The sequence below is a fragment of the Geomonas anaerohicana genome (assembly GCF_016458305.1).
GTDB lineage: Bacteria > Desulfobacterota > Desulfuromonadia > Geobacterales > Geobacteraceae > Geomonas > Geomonas anaerohicana.
In genome coordinates this window covers 189,653-207,136 of the sequence record NZ_JAEMHL010000004.1, presented here as the reverse complement: position 1 = coordinate 207,136, position 17,484 = coordinate 189,653, and the positions used below count along the sequence as shown (strand labels likewise).

14 protein-coding genes are annotated in these 17,484 nt (G+C 64.0%); 3 read left to right on the top strand and 11 right to left on the bottom strand.

The window, feature by feature from the left end; genetic code table 11:
- Positions 1–123: 123 nt before the first annotated feature.
- The 5 genes from JFN91_RS10030 to JFN91_RS10010 all read right to left on the bottom strand — a co-directional run bounded on the left by JFN91_RS10030 (position 124) and on the right by JFN91_RS10010 (position 6,788).
- On the bottom strand, positions 124–1,635 hold the full coding sequence (locus JFN91_RS10030; RefSeq protein ID WP_199389069.1) for a hydrogenase large subunit: 1,512 nt from the start codon (positions 1,633–1,635) through the stop codon (positions 124–126).
- Entirely contained in the window at positions 1,632–3,065 is a 1,434-nt protein-coding gene (locus JFN91_RS10025; protein WP_199389068.1) for a proton-conducting transporter transmembrane domain-containing protein, read from the bottom strand. The genes JFN91_RS10030 and JFN91_RS10025 overlap by 4 nt, the downstream gene beginning before the upstream one ends.
- A 4-nt stretch (positions 3,066–3,069) precedes the next feature.
- The gene (locus JFN91_RS10020; RefSeq protein ID WP_199389067.1) at positions 3,070–3,711 is read right to left on the bottom strand and encodes a hydrogenase; all 642 of its coding nucleotides are present in this window, start codon (positions 3,709–3,711) and stop codon (positions 3,070–3,072) included.
- A gap of 4 nt (positions 3,712–3,715) precedes the next feature.
- Positions 3,716–4,624 (bottom strand): respiratory chain complex I subunit 1 family protein, encoded by a 909-nt coding sequence (locus JFN91_RS10015; RefSeq protein WP_199389066.1) that lies wholly within the window; start codon positions 4,622–4,624, stop codon positions 3,716–3,718.
- A gap of 187 nt (positions 4,625–4,811) precedes the next feature.
- Complete coding sequence (locus JFN91_RS10010) at positions 4,812–6,788, bottom strand: proton-conducting transporter transmembrane domain-containing protein (RefSeq protein ID WP_236015075.1); 1,977 nt, start codon at positions 6,786–6,788, stop codon at positions 4,812–4,814.
- A gap of 401 nt (positions 6,789–7,189) precedes the next feature.
- On the opposite strand from JFN91_RS10010, the gene JFN91_RS10005 reads away from it, so the two are divergent.
- Genes JFN91_RS10005 through nrfD form a run of 3 tightly spaced genes read left to right on the top strand, consistent with a single transcriptional unit; the run spans position 7,190 to position 9,695 of the window.
- Complete coding sequence (locus tag JFN91_RS10005; RefSeq protein WP_199389065.1) at positions 7,190–7,666, top strand: cytochrome c3 family protein; 477 nt, start codon at positions 7,190–7,192, stop codon at positions 7,664–7,666.
- A complete protein-coding gene (locus tag JFN91_RS10000) occupies positions 7,663–8,445 on the top strand; it encodes a 4Fe-4S dicluster domain-containing protein (RefSeq protein ID WP_199389064.1) in 783 nt (260 codons plus the stop codon). Before JFN91_RS10005 ends, JFN91_RS10000 begins: the two co-directional genes overlap by 4 nt.
- A 2-nt stretch (positions 8,446–8,447) precedes the next feature.
- Positions 8,448–9,695 carry an NrfD/PsrC family molybdoenzyme membrane anchor subunit gene (nrfD, locus tag JFN91_RS09995; RefSeq protein WP_199389063.1) on the top strand — a complete coding sequence of 416 codons (1,248 nt, stop codon included), beginning with the start codon at positions 8,448–8,450 and terminating at the stop codon, positions 9,693–9,695.
- Between the two features lie 156 nt (positions 9,696–9,851).
- On the opposite strand, the gene JFN91_RS09990 is transcribed toward nrfD, so the two are convergent.
- The 6 genes from JFN91_RS09990 to rnc form a co-directional block, all read right to left on the bottom strand.
- The gene (locus JFN91_RS09990) at positions 9,852–11,858 is read right to left on the bottom strand and encodes a proton-conducting transporter transmembrane domain-containing protein (protein ID WP_199389062.1); all 2,007 of its coding nucleotides are present in this window, start codon (positions 11,856–11,858) and stop codon (positions 9,852–9,854) included.
- Between the two features lie 2 nt (positions 11,859–11,860).
- Entirely contained in the window at positions 11,861–12,538 is a 678-nt protein-coding gene (locus JFN91_RS09985; protein ID WP_199389061.1) for a PTS sugar transporter subunit IIA, read from the bottom strand.
- A gap of 163 nt (positions 12,539–12,701) precedes the next feature.
- The gene (locus JFN91_RS09980) at positions 12,702–14,228 is read right to left on the bottom strand and encodes a cytochrome c3 family protein (RefSeq protein ID WP_199389060.1); all 1,527 of its coding nucleotides are present in this window, start codon (positions 14,226–14,228) and stop codon (positions 12,702–12,704) included.
- A gap of 270 nt (positions 14,229–14,498) precedes the next feature.
- On the bottom strand, positions 14,499–15,395 hold the full coding sequence (gene era / locus JFN91_RS09975; RefSeq protein WP_199389059.1) for a GTPase Era: 897 nt from the start codon (positions 15,393–15,395) through the stop codon (positions 14,499–14,501).
- A gap of 140 nt (positions 15,396–15,535) precedes the next feature.
- Entirely contained in the window at positions 15,536–16,588 is a 1,053-nt protein-coding gene (locus tag JFN91_RS09970; RefSeq protein ID WP_199389058.1) for an elongator complex protein 3, read from the bottom strand.
- Positions 16,585–17,283, bottom strand: coding sequence for a ribonuclease III (rnc, locus tag JFN91_RS09965; RefSeq protein ID WP_199389057.1), 699 nt, complete (start codon positions 17,281–17,283; stop codon positions 16,585–16,587). The genes JFN91_RS09970 and rnc overlap by 4 nt, the downstream gene beginning before the upstream one ends.
- Positions 17,284–17,484 lie beyond the last annotated feature (201 nt).

Genomic DNA, 17,484 nt, shown 5'->3' with positions numbered 1-17,484 from the left:
TTACGGTTCCCCCTCCCCTTGCGGGAGGGGGGCAGGGGGTGGGGGAAGAGGCCACCATCTGTGCAGATTGCAGCTTCACCCACCCCCCAACCCCCTCCCGTCAAGGGAGGGTGGGCTTGTTCACTAAAGGTCGAAACCGCAGTAGGAAAGGTTGAAGCTCTTGTTGCACAGCGGGAAATCGGAGATCTGCCCGCCGCGCAGCGCCAGCGCGAGACCGGTCCAGTTGTGGAAGGACGGATCGGTCACCTTGTAGCGCTGGAAATCCCCCTTGGCGTCGGTGAGCGCCACGTGACAGATCTCGCCGCGCCACCCTTCGGTAAGCGCCACGGCAAGCTGGTCCCCCGCCACCTCGCGCACCGGGTTGGCCACGTCGACGCCGGGCAACTGGGAGAGCTGTTCCTCGATGAAGTCGAGCGACTTCTCGATCTCCAGCCAGCGCACCAGGGTCCGTGCGTAGACGTCACCGCTCTTGGCGGTCTCCACCGGGATCTGGCTCATGCTGTAAATCCCGAAGGGATGGTCGCGCCGGATGTCCCGGTTCAGGCCGCTGGCGCGGGCGGCGACCCCCACCAGCCCCAGCTCGATCGCGGTCTGCTCGCTCACCACGCCGGTCCCCTCCAGCCTGGCCATTACCGAGGGGGTATCCCAGAGCAGATCGATGGCGTTACGCACCTCGTCACTGGCCACCTTGATGCGATCGGCAAGCCGGCGTGCCCCCGCGCCGTCGAGGTCGAAGCGGACGCCCCCCGGCAGCACCAGATCGCGGCCGAAACGGCTGCCGCAGATCCCGGCGGTCATGTTGAGGAAGTCGCCGCGGATCCTGCCGCAGAACGAGGCGGTGGGGAGGTAGCCCACGTCCCCGGCGATGGCGCCCAGGTCGCCGGTGTGGTTGGCGAGCCGCTCCAGCTCCAGCGCGATGCCGCGCACCGCCTGGGCCCGGGCCGGCACCCGCGTCTCGGAGAGCGCCTCGACGATCATGGCGTAGGCGGTGCCGTGGCCGATAGTGGTGTCCCCGGCGACGGTCTCCATCAGCTTGCGCTTGCGCTCGCCCGGGCGCCCCAGCATCATGCGTTCGACGCCGCGGTGCTGGTAGCCGAGCGAGATCTCCAGGTGCATAACCTCTTCGCCGAAGCACTGGAAACGGAAATGTCCCGGCTCGATGATGCCGGCGTGCACCGGTCCCACCGCCACCTCGTGTACCTCCTCCCCCTCCACCTTGTAGAAGTCCATGACGCCTATCGTGGGCGGGGGTGCGGGAGTATCCCCAGGGAGGGAGCCGAGCGCCGGGGCGAAGCGGACCGGTTTGGGCCACGGGTGCCCTTCCAGGTTCAGGTAGAACTGCTCGGCGATCTCACGCTCGAAAAGGTGCAGTTGGGGCGCCTCGGACACCAGAGAGTAAAAGCTCTTGCCGGTGACCAGGGTGCTCATGACGCCAATGGAGGCGTGGCTTTTGAAGGAGAGGAGGCAGTACAGACAGACACCGTCCTCCTCCTGCATGCCGAAGTAGGAGACCACACGCCAACCGCCGGCAATCGCAGAGAGAAGCGCCTGGGCGAAGCGCTCGGGCGCATGGCGCGGGATCTCCCGGCGCGACAGCACGCCCCCGTTTTGAGTGAAGACCATGGCGGGGCTCATGCCTCACCTCCCAAAAGCCGCGCCGCCTCGTGCAGGAGTTCCTGCAGCGGGGTCGGGATCCACAGCCCCAGCACCAGCACGAGCCCCATCAGCGCCAGGGGTGGCAGGACCGTGGGTGCGGCATCCCGGTAGCGGGTCCGCTCCAGGTCCGGCGGCACCTCGCCCAGGACCACCGGAAGCACGGTAGAGGCCATGCCGATGAAGATGAGCGCCAGGAAGAGGAGGAAGAGTCCGCCGGTCCAGTGGTTCCCCTGCCCGAAGGCGGAGGAGACGATCAGGAATTCGCTGACGAAGGGGGCGAAGGGGGGCGACCCGGTGATTGCCAGGAAGGCAGCCAGGAAGAGCGCCGCCGACCAGGGGGTGCGCCGCAGGGCGCCGCGCACGAACTGGGTGCTCTTGGAGTTGAAGGCGCGATGGATGTTGCCGCAAGAGAGAAAGAGCACCCCCTTGGTGAGGGAGTTGTTGATCATGTGCAAAAGGCCGGCGAAGAGCGCCCCCTTGCCCAGGCCGAGCGCCACGGCGATGATGCCGACGTGCTCCACGCTCGAGTAGGCGAGCATCCTCTTGAAGTCGCTCTGGCGCGCCATGAAGACGGCGGCAAAGGCCATGGAAACCAGTCCCATGGTAAGAAGCACCTGCTGGAAGAGCGCCCCTTCGGTCGAAGCCGCGGCGATCTGGTAGACCCGCAACAGCGCCAGGAGCGCACAGTTGACCAGCCCGCCGGCAAGGAGCGCCCCCACGAGCCCCGGGGCCTCGCCGTAGGCGTCCGGCTTCCAGGTGTGCAGGGGGGCGAGCCCCATCTTGGAGCCGAAGCCGACCAGCAGGAAGATGAAGGCGGCGTGGCGCCACCCCGGGTGCAGGGCGGCCGCGTCCCGGATCAGGGCGGGGAGCAAGAGGCTCACCTCCTGCTTGGCCACGATGGTGGAGTAGGCCAGGAAGAACAGCCCCAAAAGGGCGATGGCGATGCCGACCGAGCAGATGAGGAGGTACTTCCAGGTGGCCTCGATGGAGCGGGCGTTGTGGTTGAAGTAGATGAGCGGCGCCATGGTCAGCGTGGTGGCCTCCAGCGCGATCCATAAAAGCCCCAGGTGCTGCGAGATGACCACCAGCGAGGTCGCGGCGAGACAGACCAGCAGCGAGGCACACAGGATCCGGTTGGGACGCTTGAGGCGGTAGCTCAGGTAGCCGACCGCGTACAGGGAGCAGATGGTGAAGAGCACGCTGTTGGCCATGAGCACCAGCTTGCCCAGGGGGTCGAGCCAGATCCATCCCGCCGGGGACGGGGGTGGCGTGTGCACCAGGAGCGCGGCACTCACCCCGAGCTGCACCAGGGAGAAGACGGGAAGCACCCAGACGCGCCGGCGGTTGTCCGGGACAAGCCAGGAGAGCGCGGCGCCGAGAAGCGGAAGCAGGACCAGGGCCCACATCATGTCGCTATTCCTCCCTCAGCGCGGAGAGTCTCGAGGTGTCGATGCTCGAGAACTCGCGGCTGATGTGGTTGATGACGATGCCCATGACGAAGATGCCGACCAGGAGGTCGAGGAGCGCCCCCGCCTCCACCATGACCGGCATGGCATCCGCCAGGAGCAGGCCGAACAGGAAGATGCCGTTTTCCATGAGCAGGTAGCCCAGCACCTGCGAGATCGCCTTGCGCCGCCCCATGAGCACCAGGAAGCCGCTCATCAGGGTCGCAGCAGCGGCCGGCACGATCAGGAGCCCCTCGTGCTCGGGCGAGAGCGGGAGCTTGGCGGCGAAGATGAAGGCGAGCGAGGTGAAGAGCGCCCCCAGCACCAGCGAGGGGATGTAGCCGATGAACGGGGAGAACTCACGCTCGATCTCCGCCTTCTTGATGGCGCGGATGATCAGGACCGGGATCAGCCCCCCCTTGACCAGGATGATGCTCACCACGATGAAGCTGACGTGCCAGGAGAAGGGATGCACCAGCGCCGGGAGCGTCCCGAGCAGCACCCCCTGCACAGCAACACAGCGCACCGAGAATGCGAGCCGGCTGGTGCCCAGGACGGCGAAGTTGATCAGGAGGCAGAGTACCAGCAGCTGGTCAGCCAGGGAATTCATAGGGTCACCTCACAACCAGGACCAGGGAGAATGCGGTCAGGATCAAGGCCGCCACCAGGAGCTGCGGCACGCGGATCAGCCTCAGGCGCGCCATCACCGACTCCACCACCCCGATGGCGACGGCGAGGAGCAGCATCCCCGCCGCGAAGACCACCCAGTCGAGGTAGGCGTTCCCCGAGGCGAAGGGGAGGGCGATGTTCACGAAGAGCGCGCCCAGGAGGTAGAGCTTCAGCGCGGCGCCGTAGAGGACGCAGCAGAAGTAGGGGCCGCTGTGGTCCAGCACCATCACCTCGTGGATCATGGTGAGCTCGAGGTGGGTGTTGGGGTCGTCAAACGGGATGCGGCAGTTCTCCGCCAGGAGCACCACGAACAGGCCGGCCAAAAGCAGGATGAGCGAGGCGCCGGTCCCCATCCAGACCGGAAGCGTCACGTGTTGCAGCATGGGGGTGAGGCTCATGGTCCCGGAGAGCCTGGTCAGCGTGATCAGGGCGAAGAAAAGCGTCGGTTCGGCGAGGCAGGAGAAGCTCACCTCGCGGGCCGCCCCCATCCCCTCGAAGCTGGAGGCGGTGTCGAGCGCCGCCGTGGTGGTGAAGAAACGCCCCAGGGCGAAGAGGTAGGCGAACAGGATCATGTCCCCCTCGAAGGAGATCGGAGCGGGATGCTTACCCAGCGGCACCAGGAGCGCGGCGAACAGCGTGGCAGCGAGCGTCACCACCGGGCCGGCGCGGAAGATCCAGGTGGTGCTGTCGGAGAGGACGATCCCCTTCTTCATGAGCCGCCCCATGTCGTAGTAGGGCTGCAGGAAAGGAGCGCCCACCCGTCCGGCGAAGGCCGCCTTGGTCTTGCCGATCACCCCCAGCAACAGCGGCGGCATGGCCAGCACCAGCACCACGTGGAAGATTGTGTCGATCATGTCCAACTCCTATTGAGTAAGACTCCTGGAGAATCGTTTATTGCAGCCGTTGAGGTCTCTCGGAATACCGGCCCCCTCCCCCGGAGGGGGAGGGCTAGGGAGGGGGATACCCACCATCTGCGCATCCCCCCTCCCGCCCTCCCCCCTCCGGGGGGAGGAGTTACCGCGCAAACGGCTGTCTCAAACTCTAATGCACCCACAAAAGGAGCAGCATCAGCGTCACGAAGATATAGAGAATATAGATCTGCACCTCGCCGTGCTGCAGGCGCCTTACGAAGGCGCAGCCGATGCCGAGGACGTTCAGCACCGGCAGCACCACCCGGTGCAGCAGGGTTTCCTCGGGGTGATAGCTCAACCGTACCGCTGCCGGGGTAAGGCCGGCCACCTGCCCCACCGTGATCCGGGTACGGATCAACGAGCCTGAAAGCGAGGAGAAGAACGCGCCGAACGAACTGCCGGTGTACTGGATGCGCGGCGAGGGGCGGAGGTAGCCGCAGCCCCAGGTCGAGGCGGCAGCGGTGCGTCCCTTAGTCTTCGCATTCAGGAACAGGAACAGGATAGCCGCCAGGCAGATGACGCTTCCCCCCGCCAGCGCGAACCAGACCGGCGCGATAGGGAGCACCGCAGCGTGGGCCAGGTCAGGGGCGAGCCCCCGGATGGCAGGCTGCACCAGGGCCAGGAAGAGTTGCGGGAAAAGCCCGCCGGTAAGGGCAAGGCAGGCGAGCACGGCAATGGGGGCCAGCATGGTGCCGGCCGCCTCGTGAGCACCGGCGGCCTCGGCTGTACGCGGCTCCCCCAAGAAGGCGATGCCATAGAGCTTCACGAAGGAGATCACTGCGACGCCCCCGACCAGGGCCAGCACCGGCGCGCCGAGGGCCACAAAGGGCTGACCGGCGCGGGCCTCGCCGAAGAAGCCAAGGTAGAGGAGCATTTCACTGGCGAAACCGTTGAAGGGGGGGAGGCCGCAGATGGCGACGGCGCCGCACAGGGTGAAGAAGGCGGTGTAGGGGAGCCGGCGCGCCAGCCCGCCCATCCGGTCCAGGTCGCGGGTGCCGGCGGCGTGCATGACGCTCCCGGCGCAGAAGAAGAGCAATGGCTTGAAGATGACGTGGTTCAGTACGTGGAACAGGGCGCCGGCGAGCCCCAGGAAGGCGAGGCGCTGGTTGCCGGTTCCCTGCCCCAGGAGGAACATCCCGATACCGGCGCAGATGATACCCAGGTTCTCGATGCTGCTGTAGGCCAGGAGGCGCTTGATGTCCTTTTGCGCGGAGGCGACGCAGATCCCCATCACCGCCGAGGCGAGGCCCGCGACGGTGAGCACGCCGCCCCACCAGAGCGGGCGCTCCGGGAAGAACGAGATCACGCGCAGGATGCCGTAGACCCCGATCTTGAGCATGACGCCGGAGAGGAGCGCCGAGACGTGGCTGGGCGCGTTGGCGTGGGCCGACGGGAGCCACAGGTGCAGCGGCATGAGCCCCGCCTTGGAGCCGAAGCCGGCCAGGGCGAGCCAGAAGAGCGCCCCGGCAAGGCCCGCGCCGACGGCGAGCGAGCCAGCGGCGGGAAAGCCGAAGCCGCCGGTGATCATGAACAGCGAGGCGAACAGGAACAGCAGCGCCGCCCCACCCAGGTGGCTCGCCACCAGGTAGACCGTCCCGGCGCCGCGCACCTCGCTCTCGCCGTGCTCCGCGACCAGCAGGAAATAGCCGGACAGCGCCATGATCTCCCACGACATCATGAACAGGGCGCCGTTACGGGATACCACCACCAGCGCCATGGCGCAGGCCAGCAAACCGTAGAAAAAGGTGACGCTTCGTTGGGAGCTGTGCGAGGCGGCGGGCCAGTAACCGAGGGCGTAGAGGGAGCCGGCAGGGAACACCAGGAAGATGGGGATCAGGAAGAATACAGAGAGAGGGTCGAGGGCGACTTCGCAGGGGCCGAAGGGGAGGTTCCAGTTCAGGAGGAAGCTTGCTTCTCCTCCGCCGAGCAGCAGGTAGAGAAGAGACGGTAGCGCGAGGAGAGAACTGAGGAGCGCTGCTACCGAGGCCAGCCGTTGTCCGAGTGTCCCGTCTCGCAACACAAGACCGGGAAGCCCCGAACAGCCGGCTAATGCTATAGCGCAAAGGACCAGGGAAGCCGGGTCCCGCATCATGTCAAAAAACAACATAACCCACCCTTTCGAACCAGGAACGGATCGTCATCTGCCCATCGAGTTTCAACCTCCCGTACAACCGGGGATGCCGGCGGTGTGGAAGGGGAGCAAAGGCTGCCACGACTGCCGCTTTTCCCTTCAACTGTAGCGACCAGGTGTCGATACTGTTTACAGGGGGCGACAGGGAACCAACCATACTCCCTGAAAAATGATTTGTCAAAAAAAGATTTTTAATGTCCAGCGGGAGGATATAAAACAACAATACCGGCCAACTGCCTTGTTTTCAAGCGGGTTGCCGCTATCATTAAACACTAGCTCCGCTTTTTGTTCGAACATTGTTATACAAAAGCGAGATAGCGTGACGTTTTTTCCCACGCGGTCGAGAAATGATACATCTGGGTAAAAGGAGGGAGTCCGTGAAGAGTCATGTTTGGCGCCCGCTATTCGTGGTGCTGGTGGTGATCGCCCTGGTGCTGGTAGCGCGTACCTTGCTGGTACCCGCCGATTTCGGGGTCGGCGCCAGGGGGTACATGTACGGCTGGCACCGCGCCGGCAACGAGCAGCAGTGGAAAGATATGAAGGTGAAGTACAAGACGGCCGCCTTCTGCAAGGATTGCCATCCTGACAAGTACGACGAGATGAAGGAGTCGCCGCACCGCAACATCAACTGCGAAAACTGTCACGGCCCCGCCCTGAACCACCCGGACGATCCCAAGTCACTGACCATCGACCGTAGCCGCGAGCTCTGTGCCCGCTGCCACACCCGCCTCCCCTACCCCAACAGCGGGCGAGGCATCATGAAAGGGATCGATCCCAAGACCCACAACGTCGGCCTGGACTGCGTTACCTGCCACTGGCCGCACGATCCCAGGAAGGAGGGGCACAAGAAATGATTTCGAGACGATCCTTCTGTAAGAAATCACTGCTCTTCGCCGGTGGCCTGGCGATTCCCCTTTCCTGTCTGGAGCTGTTCGATCCCAAGCGCCTTTTGGCCGAGAAGGATCAGAAGGGGCCGCGCTGGGTCTTCCTGGTCGACACCCGCAAATGCGTCGGGTGCGGTTTCTGCGTCAAGGGATGCAAGGTGGAGAACGAGGTCCCCTACGACGCCAACGTCACCCGCACCTGGGTGGAGCGCTACGTGGTGACCACGGACGGCAAGACCCACATCGACTCCCCCAAGGGTGCGCGCGACGGATTCCCCAACAAGGGGATCGACATCGGCCACGGCAAGTTGGAGGAGATCAAGGACGACGACATCGACAAGGCCTTCTTCGTGCCCAAGCTCTGCAACCAGTGCGACAACCCGCCCTGCGTCCAGGTCTGCCCGGTGGGCGCCACCTACCAGACCGCCGACGGCGTGGTGCTTATCGACCGGAGCTGGTGCATCGGCTGCGGCTACTGCATCATGGGGTGCCCGTACGGGGTACGCTTCTTCCATCCCGTCTTCCACGTCGCCGAGAAGTGCAACTTCTGCTACCACCGCATCACCAAGGGGATGCAGACCGCATGCGTCGACAGCTGCGCCTTCGGGGCGCGCCGGGTCGGCAACCTGAGGGACCCCGAGGACCCGGTGACCAAGGTCATCATGACCGAGCGCGTCAATGTGCTCAAGGAAGAGTACGGCACCAAGCCGCAGGTCTTTTACCTGGGCCTTTCCAAGGAGGTGAAATAGCCATGGTGCACGGAGAAGCCTGGACCATAAAGGAGTTTTTCACCTACCCCAACGAGTACATCTACTGGACCATCCAGATCGTCATGTACCCGTTCATGACCGGCCTCGTCGCCGGCGCCTTCGTACTCTCCTCGCTGTACCACGTCTTCGGCGTGAAGCAGCTGAAGGGGATCGCGCGCTTCTCGCTGGTGTTTTCCTTCGCGCTGCTGCCGGTCGCCATGCTGCCGCTCCTGATGCACCTGCAGCAACCGCTGCGCGGCATCGAGGTGATGATGACGCCGCACTTCACCTCGGCCATCGCCGCGTTCGGTATCGTGTTCAGCACCTACGGCATGATCGTCGCCTCCGAGCTTTGGTTCGTGTTCCGCAAGCACTTCGTGGAGACCGCGCTCGCGTTGAAGAGCATCGAGGGGCGGAGCGCGCTGCAACAGGGACAGTACCTGTTGTTCAGCGTGCTGACGCTGGGTGCCTGGGACATCTCGCACGAGGCGCTCGAGGCGGACGAGCGGGCGGTCAAGAAGCTCGCCGCCGCCGGCATCCCGGTTGCCTGCTTCCTGCACGGCTACGCCGGGTTTATCTTCGGCTCGGTCAAGGCCAATGCACTCTGGATGACGCCGCTTATGCCGGTCATCTTCATCTGCTCCGCGGTCGTTTCCGGCATCGCCCTCTGCATCCTGACCTACATCCTCACCATGGAGATACGGAAGCAGCTGTCACGTCGGCGCAGGCTCGCCCACCCCGAGCTACCCTCCATGGAAGAGCTGAAGAGCGCGGAGGCCCACGTGGTGGCCATGACCTCGCGCTACCTGCTCATGTTCATGGTGGCGGCCATCACGCTGGAACTTTTGGACCTGATATTCAGGGGTTATACGGCGGTGAAGTCGTGGGACATCCTGAGAAGCGTCATCTACGAGCGGGACTTCGTGAACATCTTCGTGGTGCAGTACGGGCTTGGGAACCTGGTGCCGTTCGTCCTGTTCCTGATTCCGGGTCTGACCATCCGGAGGGCCGTGGTGGGGACCGTACTGGTGCTGCTGGGGGTCTTCATGATGCGCTGGAACGTCGTCATCGGCGGCCAGGCCTTCTCCTCGTCCTTCTCCGGGTTCATGCACTACGTGCTGCCGCTTTGGCCTGACAACATGGAAACGCTGAAGGAGGGGCTGGTGGGCGCCCTCATCGTCGCCGGGGTCCCCTTCTGCATCTTCTACGTCTTAAACAAGGTGATGCCGGTGTTCAAGGAGACGCATTAAAAGGCGAAGGACGTTCAACGTTCAACGTTCAACGTTCTAGGTTCTAGGCTGCCCCCCTCGCCCTTTGGGAGAGGGGCGGGGGTGAGGGGAACAGGCGTTCCAAAAACAGAGGCGGGCGAATGATTATTCGCCCGCCTTTTTTTGCAGCGCACTATTCTATTGCCCGCTGGTAATGGCGAGCAGCAGCACCAGCGTCACGAAGGTGTAGAAGATGTAGATGTTCAACTTACCGTGCTGCAGGCGCCGCACCGGCTGGGCCTTCTCGAACAGGTACTCCAGAAACGGGAGATACCCCTTCTCCAGCACCGTCTCCGGAACGTGACTCTCGTGGCTGGCATGCACCGGGAAAAGTCCATTCACCTCTTCCCGGTGCCGCTCCGGACGGAGAAGCAGCGCGAACCACCCGACCAGGATGGCCCCGAACGAGGACGCCGTGTACTGCATGCGCGGCGTCGGCCTCAGGTATCCGCAGCCCCAGGTCGGCGCGACCGGCACCGGTAAGCGGGCAGCACGCCTGGCGAAGAAGCCCCAGAGAAACACCAGCACCAGGATCATCCCTATCCCAAGGACCGAGAGCCAGCCGAACGGGACGAGGTGCGCGATCCCTTGCTGCAAGGCTAGCGTCCCGCCGTACGCACCCAGGGCGCCGTTCAGGACCGGAACCAGCAGCCCCGGCGCCAGTCCGATCAGCGCACAGCACGCGGCAATCACCCCCATGGGGACCAACATGCCGACACCCGCCTCATGCCCCGCTTCGTGTTCCGGCGAGCGCGGCGCCCCCAGGAAGACCACCCCGTACACCTTGACGAAACATGCCACAGCCAGCCCACCCACCAGCGCCAGTACCGGTGCAGCCAGCGCCGGAAGCGATGGGCCCAGGCCGACCGCAGCGCCGATCGAGTTGAAGGCGCCCAGGTAGATCATCAGCTCGCTGACAAAGCCGTTCAAAGGAGGGAGTCCGCAGATAGCGACGGCGCCGACCAGGAAAAGCAGGGCCGTCCTTGGCAGCCGGCGTGCCACGCCCCCCATGAGGTCGATCTCCCTGGTGCCGGTGGCATGGATCACGGAACCGGCGGAAAGAAAGAGCAGCGCCTTGAACAGTGCGTGATTGACGACATGCAAGAGCGCCCCCGCCGCCCCGAGCGCGACCAGTGCCTCCCACCCCTGGTTGGCGCCGATCAACGCCATGCCGATACCAATGAGGATGATGCCGATGTTCTCGATGCTGTGGTAGGCCAGAAGCCGCTTCAGGTCGTGCTGCCCGATGGCGTAGGCTACCCCGAGCACGGCGGAGATGCATCCCAGCACCAGGACCAGGGCGCCCCACCAAAGCGGCGGATCGGCAAAAGCGGAGAAGACGCGCATCATCCCGTAGATCCCGGTCTTCAGCACCACGCCGGAGAGAATCGCGGAGACGTGGCTGGGTGCGTTGGCATGTGCCGAGGGGAGCCAGATGTGCAGCGGCATGACGCCCGCTTTCATCCCGAAACCGAATAGGGCGGTCAGGAATACGGCCGTGGCCAGTGGGCCTGCGGCAGAAAGGGAGCCGGGAGCGGGAAAGATGTAGGCGCCGGTGGCGGCGTTGAGGAGCGAGAAGGTGGCGAAGAGCGCCAGGGCGCCCAGGTGGGCCGTGATCAGGTAGAGGACCCCCGCCTCGCGCACCTCGTGCTTTTCGTCCTCGGTAGTAAGTGCGAAGTAGGCTGCCAGGGCCATTACCTCCCATCCCATCAGGAAGAGCATGGTGCTTTTGGCCAGCAGCACGACGGTGAGGGCCGCGGACAGCAGTCCCAGGAAGAAGGCGAGCTTGCCGCCATGTTCGGGGTGCCGCGCCACCGGCCAGTAGCCGGTGCCGTAGACGGCGCTGCAGCCGGTGACGATGAAGATGGGGAGCAGGAAGAGGGCCGAAAGCGCATCGACACCTATCTCCAGCCCACCGAAAGGAAGCCCGGTGGGAAGGAGCCAGGTCCCGGTGACGGGAAAGAAGACGGCGCCGAGGGCCCCGGCACAGCCGGTGAGCGATGCCGCAACCATGAGAGCGACACCGGCGCGCTGGGCAAGGCTCGAGCCCTTGTTCAGCAGCAGCGGCAGACCGGACACGGCCTGGCAGCAAACGGCGAGCAACAACAGTCCAAGAGAAGTCGCAGGCTCGCCGGAGAAGGTCATGATCAGCTCCTCTTGCCGCGCTCGCAGCGTCGGGCGGCATCCATTACGGCCGCGGGATCACAGGCGTTGTTGAGGGTGCCCCGGAATCCCTGGTCGTGCAGGGCGTAGGCGAGCCGGGACAGGAGGTGCAGGTGCACCTTAACGGTGGGGCTGGTGATCAGGAACAGGATGCGCACCGGGATCCCGTCCAGCGCCCCGAAGTCAATGGGGTGCTCCAGGAAGCAGAGCGAGACCGCAGGTTTCGGCTTGGTCTGCAGCAGGATGGGATTGCGGACGTGGGGGATGGCGATGCCGTCGCCGACGGCGGTGGTGCCCAGCGCCTCGCGGGCCAGCAGCACCTGGAGCAGGAACTCGGGGTCCACCTGCGGGGGGAGTTCGAGCAGGTTCACCACGTTGCGCAGCACGGAGAGCTTGTCATCCCCGGGCACGCCGCAGTGGATGCCGCCAGCCTCCAGCGCCTGGGCCAGCGAGGGGAGGTCCAGGTCCGCCTGCACCGCCTCGAACAGCTCCGGTGGCACCTTGATGCCGTGCTCGGTGGCCCACTCCAGCAGATCGACCCGGTTGATCTGGTAGGTGCCGTGCACCAGCGTGGCGGGGAGTTTTTCCTTCTTGATCCACTTGAGGACCGTGCTCTCATCCTGGTGCAGCAGCGCGGCCACTTCTGAAGCCTTCATCAACATCGACTGTCACCCCCATGCCTGAACAGGGAAAGGTATAGCACCGTTAAGATGAAGATGCAACGCCGTTAATGTGCAAAAAGCGAATCGTACCGGCCGGTTGGCGACCGCCCGACACGAATAAAAAAAGCCCCCGGATTGCTCCGGGGGCTTTTGGTCGCCGCTGTTACTTCTTGGCGTGCTTCTCGCCGCCGGGGACGTCCTGGCCGCCTGCCGCATGGCAGTCGCTGCAGTTCGCCTTGTAAAGCTCGTCGCCGATGTCGACCGGGTGGACGAACTGTTTCACCGGTGCGCTGGTCGCCGGGATGTTCTCCTGCTTCTGCCCCAGCACGGTGTGGCACATGTTGCAATCCTTGGAGATCACCTTGCCCGCCGCGGTCTTATGCTTGCCGTCGTGGCAGCGGAAGCACCCCGGGGTGTAGAAGTGCCCGATGTGGTTCGGATAGGTGTTCCAGGTGATCTTCATCGCCGGGAAGAAGTTCCTGTTGTAGATGTCCTGCACCACGGTAACGGCGTGGGCGAGTTCCTTCGCCTTGGCCTTGGCTACCTGCGGGTAGTTCTTGTTGTAGTACTCGGAAAGTTCCTTGGCGATGGTCGCCTTGGCCTCTTCCTTGTTCTTGTACGGCCTGGTCAGGACCTCAACGGCGGTCTTCTTCAGGTACGGCAGGCCGAGATCGATGCGCTTGGAAGCGAAGGCCTCGTCCATCTCCACGCCCGGAGAACGGTAGACGTGTGCCGGACGGTTGTGGCAATCGAGGCAGTCCATGACACGCTTTTGGGCCTTGGCCACGTCCTCCTTGCTGAGCGGCTTCTCGGTATCCATGTACTCGGTGACGGTGCCGTCCTTCTCCTTAACCGCGATGTACGGGATGCTGGAGCGCTGTCTGTCCAGGGCGATGTAGGAGACCTCCTGGCCGATGTGCCAGTGGATGCCCCTGTGGTGCTCGCTCTTCGGAGTCCCGCCGATGTTGATCAGCATATTGATCTCGCGCGGGGTGTTCTCCTCGTTGGGAGCGTAGTGGTAGAACACTTTCTGGCGCCCGGCATAGAACTTCTCGGGCCAGTGGCAGTGCTCACAGGTATCGCGCGCCGGACGGAGGTTGTCGATCGGGGTTTCGATGGTCTCCGGGTAGGTGTGGAACGCTACCGCGTAGAGCTGCCTCATACCGGAGATCTTGGCTTTGACGTACCAGGCGGCGCCGGGGCCGACGTGGCACTCGACGCACTTCACCTTGGCGTGAGGAGAGTTGGCCCAGGCCACGTGCTCGGGCTCCATGACCACGTGGCAGAGCTCGCCGCAGAACGTGGTCGACTCAGTGAATTCGTATCCTTTCAGGGACGCGACGGAGACAACGAGCACGAAGCCGATGCTGGCGATGACGAAGAAGAGGAACAGATGGCGCTTGTGCGCGTCGTTGAAGTCCACCCGCGGAAACGGCGGGATTTCCTCGTCGGGATGCCTGCGCCTCTTTTCCCGTACGATGTAGGCGCCCAGCGGGACCAGAATGAGGCCCACGATGAGCATGCCGGGGAAGAGGAAGTAGGTCATCAGGCCGAGATAGGGCTTCTCGACGCCGGTGATCCCCTCGTACGAGAGGAAGCCGATGATCAGGCCCGTCGCGGTGACGGCCAGGATCATGCCGACCAGACTGATCAGGTTCCAGGCGTAGCCGGCATACTTTCTTAATGCCATAGTGTCGTCTCCTTGCGTGTTTACGTATGGTTACAGGAAAATAGGGCAGAACCTTACTATCCGACATGACTTATGTCAAAAAAAACTATGTTAATGTATACGTGATTTTTTAAAACACCTGTCTACGAAAAACCCGCAGGAATGACGAGAGAAATGAAACCGCCGTTGGATCCCGTGATCAGAAAATAAAAAACAATGTTATACTATCAAACAAACTTATCCAGTGCAAGCAATTACTCATGAGGAGTGCCGGGAGGCGTTACCCTCCCATCACGAGTCGTAGCCGAACTCCTTGAGCATGCGGCTGTTGTCGCTCCACTCACCGCTCACCCGCACAAACAGTTCCAGGAAAACCTTGGTATCCAACAGCCGCTCGATCTCCTGGCGTGCCTGGGAGCCGATCTTCTTGAGCATCTCGCCCTTGCGGCCGATGATGATCCCTTTCTGGGAGTCGCGCTCGACGTTGATGGTGGCCTGGATCGCCACCACGCCGGTCTCCCGCTCCTTGAAGCTGTCCACCACCACCGCCGTCGAATAGGGGACCTCGTCGCGGGTCAGCCGGAAGATCTTCTCGCGGATGATCTCGGCCACGATGAAGCGCTCCGGCACGTCGGTCAGGATGTCGTCCGGGAAGTAGCAGGGACCTTCGGGCAGCAGCCCGTGCACCAGTTGCACCAGTTGCTCGACGCCATCGCCGGAAGCGGCCGACACCGGGATGATCTCCTTGAAGGGATAGTTTTCCCCGTAGGCCGCCATGCGACCGAGGAGATCCCCCTTGGGAATGAGGTCGATCTTGTTCAGCACCAGGATGACGGGTGCCTCGACGCCGGAGAGGACTTCCTTGATCATGCCCGCCTCTTTCTCTGGATCGAAGGCGCCGTCCACCAGGAACAGGATCAGGTCCACGCCCTGCACCGAGGAGAGCGCCTCCTCGACCATGAACTTGTTCAGGCGGGTCTTGGCCCGATGGATCCCCGGGGTGTCCAGGAAGACGATCTGTCCGTCCGGCACGTTGTGGATCCCCTTGATCTGGTTGCGGGTGGTCTGCGGCTTGTCCGAGGTGATCATCAGCTTCTCACCCAGGATGCGGTTCAACAGCGTGGATTTACCTACGTTCGGCCGCCCCACGATGGAGACGAAACCGGAACGGAATATCTTTTGAGACATCTTGTTAATGCCCTCCTGGCTCTGGCTGCGGTAATGGAAGCTCTACAACATACGGGAATTGATACAGCAAGGAAAGCGTTCTTTGCATCCGCACCGGTGTAAGGCGCACCGACACAGTATACCTCGAACCGGCGTTCTGCCTAGTGGTGGGGATACGACTCGAACAGGCGGGCACGCAGAGTGGGCCCGTCCCACTGCAGGGAGATGACATCGGCGGGGAGCGCGGCGTCCTCGCGGACGGTTGCCGTTACGCCGTAGCGGGTGGCCAGCCGCAGCAGGTTCGATCTTCTCTGCCCCACGAGGTCAGAGACACGACCCGCCGGGGCACCGAAGGTGACCGCCTTTCCGGCCGGGACATCGGCGAGCAGCGCGCACATGCGGTCGAAGCAGAGTTCGGACTCGACAAGCTGGCCGAAAGCGGGGTGGTAGGGGCCAGCCAGCACCACTCCCGGGGAGTCGAGCTCAGAGGTTGGCTGCAACCCGAAGCGGATCACGGGGATGCCCGCCTGCCCGGCAACCGCCAGCATCTCCTTGCACAGGGTCACCGCCTCGCTAAGGGAAAGGGGCTGGTAGCTTCCGTCGCGGTAGCGCCGCGCCAGTTCGGTCCCGTCGATGACCAGGGTGGGGTAGATACGCAGAAAGGCAGGGGCCAGGTCGAGGGCCCGTTGCAGCGAGTCCAGCGAGCGCTGCGGCGTATCGCCGGGCAGTCCCGGCATGAGCTGGATGCCAACCGCGATGCCGGCCTCCTTGAGGGTCGCCACCGACCGTTCCACCTCGTCCGCGCCGTGGCCGCGGCCGGACAACTCGAGCACCTCGGCGTGCAGCGACTGCACACCGAGTTCGACGGTGCTGACGCCGTGCTGCTTCAGGAAACACGCAGTGTCAGGGTCGACGGCATCGGGACGCGTGGAGAGCCGCACCGACTGCAGGATGCCGGCACGCAAAAGCGGCTGCAGGGGGAGGAGCAGACGTTCCTGGTCAACGCGGGGCAAGGCGGTGAAGGTGCCGCCGTAAAAGGCTACTTCAAGCCTACGTGCCGGAGCGCCCAGGCGGTACTCCTCGATGCGGCGCAGCAGTTGCGCCGCGGTGGGCAGGCTCCCTGCGGCGCCGGCGACACGTTCCTGGTCGCAGAAGACGCAGCGGTGCGGGCACCCCTGGTGAGAGATGAAAAAGGGGACCAGCAGCGGTCTCAACGTGCCCCCTTGAGGAGGAGGGTAGCGGCGCGGGCGGCGTCCTGTTCGGCTTCCTTCTTGGTCCTGCCCACCCCTTCCCCCATCAGGTCCTCGCCCAGGTACACCTCGACGGTGAAACGGCGGTCATGGTCGGGGCCGGAGGCTTCTTTCAACTGGTAGCGCGGCAGCTCCCGGCGCAGGGTTCTGGCCTGTTCCTGCAACTCGGTTTTGGCATCCCGTCCGCAGAGCATGTCCGGGGAATCCAGCAGGGGTTCGAACAACTTGTGCACCACGCGACGCGCCGCCTCGATGCCGCCGTCGAGGTAGAGTGCCGCGAGCAGGGCCTCGAAGGCATCGGCCAGCAGGGAGCGCTTGTGCCGCCCTCCCCCTTTCTCCTCGCCGCGCCCAAGGCGCAGGGACGCCCCCAGATCGAGATCGGCAGCGATGCGCCCCAGACTCACCTCGTCCACCAGCGCCGCCCGCATCTTGGTCAGCTCCCCCTCCCGGCTCTCCGGGAAGCGTCGCAGCAAAAGGTCGGAGAGCAGGAAATCGAGCACCGCGTCCCCGAAGAACTCCAGCCGCTGATTGTCCTTCCCCCCAGCCTCGTTGACGTAGGTGCGATGGGTCAGCGCCTCTTGCAGCAACTCGGGGTTGGCGAACCGGTACTTGATGCGCGCCTCGATCCCGGCCAGGGTGTCGTCCAGCTTTTCGTTCATGATGAATGCCCGTACCTGTCCTTAATTTGAGCCAAATATAGACAAAGGGTGACGGCATGGCAATAGGGTTCTCCGCGGCAGCTACGGGGCAGCACGAGGGAGCTGCTCCGGCGGCGGCCCGCAAACCGGCGCCAGTGGCGGCCAACCCTTGTGCCACAGGCTTCCACGGGGGCATTTAAATCTTGCATAATAATTACCCCT

Bases quoted from the DNA above. Each gene is read 5' to 3' on its own strand.
- JFN91_RS10030 (WP_199389069.1), bottom strand. From the start codon at position 1,635: ATGAGCCCCGCCATGGTCTTCACTCAAAACGGGGGCGTGCTGTCGCGC.
- JFN91_RS10025 (WP_199389068.1), bottom strand. From the start codon at position 3,065: ATGATGTGGGCCCTGGTCCTGCTTCCGCTTCTCGGCGCCGCGCTCTCC.
- JFN91_RS10020 (WP_199389067.1), bottom strand. From the start codon at position 3,711: ATGAATTCCCTGGCTGACCAGCTGCTGGTACTCTGCCTCCTGATCAAC.
- JFN91_RS10015 (WP_199389066.1), bottom strand. From the start codon at position 4,624: ATGATCGACACAATCTTCCACGTGGTGCTGGTGCTGGCCATGCCGCCG.
- JFN91_RS10010 (WP_236015075.1), bottom strand. From the start codon at position 6,788: ATGTTGTTTTTTGACATGATGCGGGACCCGGCTTCCCTGGTCCTTTGC.
- JFN91_RS10000 (WP_199389064.1), top strand. From the start codon at position 7,663: ATGATTTCGAGACGATCCTTCTGTAAGAAATCACTGCTCTTCGCCGGT.
- nrfD (WP_199389063.1), top strand. From the start codon at position 8,448: ATGGTGCACGGAGAAGCCTGGACCATAAAGGAGTTTTTCACCTACCCC.
- JFN91_RS09990 (WP_199389062.1), bottom strand. From the start codon at position 11,858: ATGACCTTCTCCGGCGAGCCTGCGACTTCTCTTGGACTGTTGTTGCTC.
- JFN91_RS09985 (WP_199389061.1), bottom strand. From the start codon at position 12,538: ATGTTGATGAAGGCTTCAGAAGTGGCCGCGCTGCTGCACCAGGATGAG.
- JFN91_RS09980 (WP_199389060.1), bottom strand. From the start codon at position 14,228: ATGGCATTAAGAAAGTATGCCGGCTACGCCTGGAACCTGATCAGTCTG.
- era (WP_199389059.1), bottom strand. From the start codon at position 15,395: ATGTCTCAAAAGATATTCCGTTCCGGTTTCGTCTCCATCGTGGGGCGG.
- rnc (WP_199389057.1), bottom strand. From the start codon at position 17,283: ATGAACGAAAAGCTGGACGACACCCTGGCCGGGATCGAGGCGCGCATC.